The organism is Microcystis sp. M53602_WE12 (genome assembly GCF_030065455.1).
Taxonomy (GTDB): Bacteria; Cyanobacteriota; Cyanobacteriia; order Cyanobacteriales; family Microcystaceae; genus Microcystis; species Microcystis aeruginosa.
Window position 1 is genome coordinate 1 of record NZ_JASJFB010000471.1, and the last position, 5,481, is coordinate 5,481.

General features: G+C 45.7%; 7 protein-coding genes and 1 pseudogene. 3 read left to right on the top strand and 5 right to left on the bottom strand.

Annotated elements, in window-relative coordinates:
• Positions 1-211, bottom strand: a pseudogene (locus PX482_RS15635) (hypothetical protein); the annotation flags it as partial.
• Between the two features lie 3 nt (positions 212-214).
• Positions 215-970 (bottom strand): amino acid ABC transporter ATP-binding protein, encoded by a 756-nt coding sequence (locus PX482_RS15640; RefSeq protein ID WP_288096798.1) that lies wholly within the window; start codon positions 968-970, stop codon positions 215-217.
• 198 nt (positions 971-1,168) lie between these two features.
• Between PX482_RS15640 and PX482_RS15645 the strand changes: the two genes are divergently transcribed.
• The gene (locus PX482_RS15645) at positions 1,169-2,680 is read left to right on the top strand and encodes an ABC transporter permease subunit (RefSeq protein ID WP_288096796.1); all 1,512 of its coding nucleotides are present in this window, start codon (positions 1,169-1,171) and stop codon (positions 2,678-2,680) included.
• Between the two features lie 250 nt (positions 2,681-2,930).
• Here the strand turns inward: PX482_RS15645 and PX482_RS15650 are convergent, their stop codons facing one another.
• Positions 2,931-4,292: an SUMF1/EgtB/PvdO family nonheme iron enzyme gene (locus PX482_RS15650; RefSeq protein ID WP_288096793.1), complete on the bottom strand. Its 1,362-nt coding sequence runs from the start codon at positions 4,290-4,292 to the stop codon at positions 2,931-2,933.
• Between the two features lie 178 nt (positions 4,293-4,470).
• Here PX482_RS15650 and PX482_RS15655 point away from each other — a divergent pair, with 178 nt between their 5' ends.
• Together PX482_RS15655 and PX482_RS15660 are read left to right on the top strand one after the other, a co-directional pair.
• Positions 4,471-4,758 carry a BrnT family toxin gene (locus tag PX482_RS15655; protein ID WP_287692979.1) on the top strand — a complete coding sequence of 96 codons (288 nt, stop codon included), beginning with the start codon at positions 4,471-4,473 and terminating at the stop codon, positions 4,756-4,758.
• Complete coding sequence (locus tag PX482_RS15660; protein ID WP_061430133.1) at positions 4,712-4,954, top strand: hypothetical protein; 243 nt, start codon at positions 4,712-4,714, stop codon at positions 4,952-4,954. Before PX482_RS15655 ends, PX482_RS15660 begins: the two co-directional genes overlap by 47 nt.
• Positions 4,955-5,055: 101 nt before the next feature.
• Here PX482_RS15660 and PX482_RS15665 read toward each other — a convergent pair whose 3' ends face one another.
• Positions 5,056-5,292, bottom strand: a complete 237-nt coding sequence (locus tag PX482_RS15665) for a hypothetical protein (protein ID WP_288096789.1) — start codon at positions 5,290-5,292, stop codon at positions 5,056-5,058.
• The coding region (locus PX482_RS15670; protein WP_288122661.1) for a zinc ribbon domain-containing protein at positions 5,289-5,481 on the bottom strand (193 nt) is incomplete at its 5' end. The genes PX482_RS15665 and PX482_RS15670, both read right to left, overlap by 4 nt.

A 5,481-nucleotide genomic window follows, 5' to 3' on the forward strand; every position in this document is an offset into this window, starting at 1 on the left:
GTAGGGTGTAGGGTGTGGGGTGTGGGGTGTAGGGTGTGGGGTGTAGGGTGTGGGGTGTAGGGTGTGGGGTGTGGGGTGTAGGGTGTGGGGTGTAGGGTGTGGGGTGTGAGGAGAAAAAAGCTGTCTCCTGTCTCCTGTCTCCTGTCTCCTGACTCCTGACTCCTGACTCCTGAATACTGACTCGGAGAATACTGACTCCTGAATTGAGCAAACCCTAATTACTATTGATGCGACTTAAAAAGGCTTGTAAGCGCTCGCTGTGGGGATGATTAAAGAAGGTGTCGGGATCACCTGCTTCTTCGATGACACCTTGATTAAAGAACAAAACCTTGTTAGAGACTTCCTTAGCGAACTGCATTTCGTGGGTGACGACTACCATAGTCATACCGTCATCGGCCAATTGACGCATAACGTTTAACACTTCCCCGACTAATTCCGGATCCAGGGCCGAAGTGGGTTCATCAAATAAAATCACCTCTGGTTTCATGCAGAGACTGCGAGCGATCGCCACCCGTTGTTTTTGGCCTCCCGATAATTGGTCGGGATAAACATCGGCTTTTGGGGCTAATCCCACCTTTTCCAGATACTGAATTGCCGTATCCTTAGCCTCATTTTCCGAGTGGTGTAACACTTGCTTGGGGGCTAACATCAAGTTTTGTAAAACGGTGAGATGGGGAAAAAGATTAAAGTGTTGAAACACCATACTTACCCGGCTGCGTAAATTGCGGAGGACTGATTGATTTAACTTCGGGGAAGAGATGTCGATTCCCATCACCTCCAAGCGGCCACCGTTAATTGTTTCCAAACGATTGAGACAGCGTAAAAAGGTACTTTTGCCGCAGCCAGAGGGACCGATTACCGATACCACGTCCCCTTGATAAAGAGTGCCTGTAACTCCTTTGAGTACCTCTAAAGAGCCGTAACTTTTGCGTAAACCTTCACTAACAATCACAGGGGGGGTAGTGGTCATGATGTCCTCTCGTAAAAAATTTTACATTCTGTATAAAAGTATCCAGATTAGTTTCTGCTAGATTGTATCCTTGACGACATTTTATCAAGAGGAATAATCATAATACTCAAATAGTCTCTCTACATCTGTCTTGGGTGGGAAGTAGGACGAAATTACTAACTTAGTTGAGCGAAAAAATCAAGGAGAAACAATTAAAAAATGATTAAATTTTGGCGAGGGCGGGCGGTACAGAGAGTTATCTTTGCCTTGTTAGGATTAGTTTTAGCGCTCGGATTAACTGTTATTCCGGCTTTTTCTCAGACCCCTCCTAATCCTTTTCGAGTCGCCACAGAAGCGACTTTTCCGCCCTTTGAATTTCAACAAGCGGGACAATTAACTGGGTTTGATATCGATTTAATGCGGGCGATTGGCAAGGAAGCCGATCTCAACATTGACTTTAGAAATTTACCCTTTGATGGCATTATTCCGGCTCTACAAGCGAGAACAGTGGAAGCCGCTATTAGTGGCATGACTATCACCGCCGAACGCGCCCAAGCGATTTCTTTTTCTCGACCTTATTTTAGGGCTGGTTTAGCGATCGCTGTTCGGGAAGATAATAAGACAATTAAAAATTTTGAAGACTTAAAAGGCAAAAGAATTGCCGTCCAAATTGGCACAACGGGAGCCTTAGAAGCGACAAAAATACCGGGGGCAACAGTTAGTCAATTTGACTCGGCGGCTTTAGCTTTGCAGGAATTAATTAATGGTCGAGTTGAGGCGGTAGTTAACGATAAACCCGTGACTTTGTATGCAATTAAACAAGCGGGTTTACGGGGAGTAAAAGTAGTCGGAGAATTATTAACGGAGGAATTCTACGGCATTGCTTTACCCAAAAATTCCCCCTATCTCCAGTTAATTAATGATGCTCTCGGTCGAGTCATAGAAAGTGGTCGGTACGATGCTATTTTTCGGCAATGGTTTGGAGAAAAACCGCCAGAATTACCCTTAGTTGCCCCAGCTTTAAATAATTTACAGGAATCAAGTTTTAACTGGGGAGAATTATTCTATAACCTGATTTTTAAAGGGGTTCCCTGGACAATTCTGTTAACAGTTCTGTCTTTTCTTTTCGGGTTAATCGGTGGAACTTTAGTGGCTATTGCCCTGATTTCTCCCTACAAATGGTTAAAAATAATTTGCCGCATCTATGTGGATTTCTTTCGGGGAACACCGATGCTGGTGCAATTATTCTTGATCTATTTTGGTTTGCCAGGGTTGTTCCGAGAAATTGGCTTAAATATCGACTTAGATCGTTTACCGGCGGCCCTATTTGCCCTAAGTTTAAATGTGGCGGCCTATTTAGCTGAAATTATGCGCGGCGGTATTCAATCGATCGATAATGGTCAATGGGAAGCTTGTTCTAGTCTAGGAATGTCCCCAGTGCAAACCATGCACGAGGTGATTTTTCCCCAAGCTTTTCGCCGGATGTTGCCACCGTTGGGGAATGAATTTATCACCCTAATTAAAGATACCAGTTTAGCGGCAGTAATCGGTTTTGAAGAGTTATTCCGGCAAGGTCAGTTAATGGTAGCCACTACCTATAAAGCTTTCGAGATTTATATAGCCGTTGCTTTAGTTTATTTGGTTTTAACTACCCTTTCCTCTGTGGTATTTAAGCGCTTAGAGATTTATATGGATCCCCTACATAAATCTAAACAGGAACAGAAAGCTTAGGGGCAACAGATGGGAACTGTTAACTAAGGCAGGAAGTAGTTAGATATGTGCAGTTAGCAGAAAACGGGTTTCTCGGAGAAACCCGTTTTCTGTGGGTTACTCAGATTTTCTGTCCGAATGCTTCGCCCCTACTTTTTCAGCAAACCCTAGGTAATTGACCACCCCTAAATCAATACACTTGTACTATATTTGCCCAAAAAAATTCCAGAAAAGGAAATGAGGGTAAAAAGGGAAAAAAAGAGAAAAAGGGTTACAAAGTCCTCCCAGCACCGCACACCACCCGAAAACCGTAGCTGTAGTTGAAGTCGTCGCGGCGGCTGGCGTAGCTGCGGAAAGCGGAACGGCAGTAACCCGGAATGCTGCACCAAGAACCGCCCCGCAGAGGAGAACGATTATCATTCCCATCTTCTATCCAAGCACTGCCATTCGTCGGCGCACCGTCATAGTTATCGTGCCAAGTATCGGCGCACCATTCCCAGACATTGCCGTGCATATCGTATAGCCCGAAGGCATTGGGGGGAAATTGTCCCACGGGAGTCGTTTGTTGTCGATATTCTCCGTTCGGTTCATCGGCGTAGGTATTACTGGCACGGTAGTTGGCAAATTTCCCAGTAATGGTTTCCCCAAAGTAAAATGGGGTGGTGGTTCCAGCACGACAAGCGTACTCCCATTCTGCCTCACTCGGTAGTCGGTATTCCTGTTTTGTTTCCCTTGATAGTCGTTTACAGAATTCCGTTGCTTGATACCAGTTGACTGTTTCTACGGGTAGCTCATCCCCTTTGAAGTTAGAAGGGTTTGTCTCTAGGTCGATGTCTATTTTAGCGGTTGCGGCGATCGCTTTCCACTGGGACTGGGTGATGGGATAACGTCCCATGTAGAAAGAAGAAACGGTTACTCGATGTTGAGGTCTTTCCCATCTAAATCCTTCCCAACCAAATTTTTTTACCAGTCTTTCGATTTCCTCGTCTTCTGTTCCCATCAGGAAAGTTCCCCCCGGGATGGCAACCATTTCTAAGGTGATGCCGTTGCCCAAATCTTCGCTGTAGTAGCGGGCGGTTTTGCTTTCGGGTGGGCTGACTTTACCATTGGGGTTGACAGTAAAGGTTTCAAAGGTAAAAGTTTGGGACTGAACTGGAAGTATCTGCTTAATCTGCTCCTCTTTATTGGGGGTTTTTGAATTTTCGGAAGTTAATTCAAGAGGGGAACGAGGTTTAATTCCTGTGATTCCCCAAATTAATCGCTCCATAGGTTTGGGAGACAAACGCCGAAAATCCACCCAAGTCATTCCCTCCAGAAAAAGTGGCAGCTCTGGTTGCTCGGGCGCATTGGATAGCAGAACAGGTATGACTGGACACTGGTTCCTGACAAAGCGGCGTAAATAGGCTTCGATCTCCATCTGTTGCCAGGGGCCGATGCCACTTCCCCCCACAAAAACGGCGGCTGACTTGATGTTTTGAATCTGCTTCTCAAGTTCTCGCTGCCAAGGCAGTCCGGGTTGTAGTTCCCACTCATCTAGCCAAGGGGTTAGACCTTGTTGTTTGAGGGTTTCGGCAATCTTTTTAACTTCAGGTTTGTCCTGACCATTGTGACAGAGAAATACATCGAATTCCATTATTCACCCCTAGCCCCCTTCTCTATCGCTGCCATTCTCCCCTATCCTCTGACTTAAACACACGGTTTCCACGGTCTGGCCTGATTATCGCCCTACCAATTGGGTTCGGAGACCATCAGATCTCTACCTAATATTATCTCAAGACTAAAAGGTTTTCTATAGGCTTAACTGATAAACTATGAAGCTTGACTCGTTTGAATGGGATGAGAGCAAGCGGTGTTCTAACATAGAAAAACATAATGTGGACTTTGAGGAAATTCTCGATCTTTTCGATACTTTTCTTTACGAAATCCCAGATAATCGTAGGGGTTATGGCGAAAAACGGACGATAGCGTTTGGAGAACTTGAAAAACAGGTCTATTGCCTTGTATATACCTTAAGAGGCAAATCGTGTCGATTAATTAGTGCTAGGAGGGCAAATGAGCGTAAACGAAAAGCGTATTACAGTTTTCTTAAAGGACGGTAGCCAAGAGAAAATCGTCATCGAGTCCGGCACGGAAAAACTAAAAGAGAGGGAACGTCTCAACAAGATGACCGAAGAGGAAATAGATCAAGCTGCCCGTTCCGATCCCGATGCGTTACCGGTAGAGGATGAGGAAATCTGGAAACAAGGTAGATGGGTAGGTCCTGAACCTTTACCTGAATTGGTTAGGACTTGCTAAAAAAGTAAGGGCGAAGCATTCGGACAGGAAATCTACGGTTTCAGGGATGGGTTATACCCGAATGCTTCGCCCCTACAGGACTCTGCGATTATCGATTAAAGTCACCACTTGCCATCCTGACGTAATTGCCGATTACTCTTGACAAGTTGCTGGTTTTGTGCTTCTAGAAATTCCACCCGTGCCTGGGTGGCCTGCAATTCTTTGACCAATTCTCGATAGACCGAGAGGGGAACCGAGGGGCGACCGGTGAAACCCTGGGGTCTTTGGGGGGAAATACGCGGCGTAGTGGTCTTGACATCCTCGCCGCCGTAAAACGGACGGCGATTCCCAAACCTCACGATTTGGGTTTCTGCTTCTTTCCCGAAGGATTTTTCGCACCTGCCTTAACAGATTTACTCTGTTCTGGTATTATGGTCGCTCTACAGACTGACACCGCAAGCCCTGCGGCCAAAATATTTTTACTGGCGTTAATATCTCGGTCATGGTGTGTCCCACAGTTCGGACAGTCCCACTCTCGAACATTTAAC

Coding starts and splice junctions, on each gene's coding strand:
- PX482_RS15640 (WP_288096798.1), bottom strand. CDS start 970: ATGACCACTACCCCCCCTGTGATTGTTAGTGAAGGTTTACGCAAAAGT.
- PX482_RS15645 (WP_288096796.1), top strand. CDS start 1,169: ATGATTAAATTTTGGCGAGGGCGGGCGGTACAGAGAGTTATCTTTGCC.
- PX482_RS15650 (WP_288096793.1), bottom strand. CDS start 4,292: ATGGAATTCGATGTATTTCTCTGTCACAATGGTCAGGACAAACCTGAA.
- PX482_RS15655 (WP_287692979.1), top strand. CDS start 4,471: ATGAAGCTTGACTCGTTTGAATGGGATGAGAGCAAGCGGTGTTCTAAC.
- PX482_RS15660 (WP_061430133.1), top strand. CDS start 4,712: ATGAGCGTAAACGAAAAGCGTATTACAGTTTTCTTAAAGGACGGTAGC.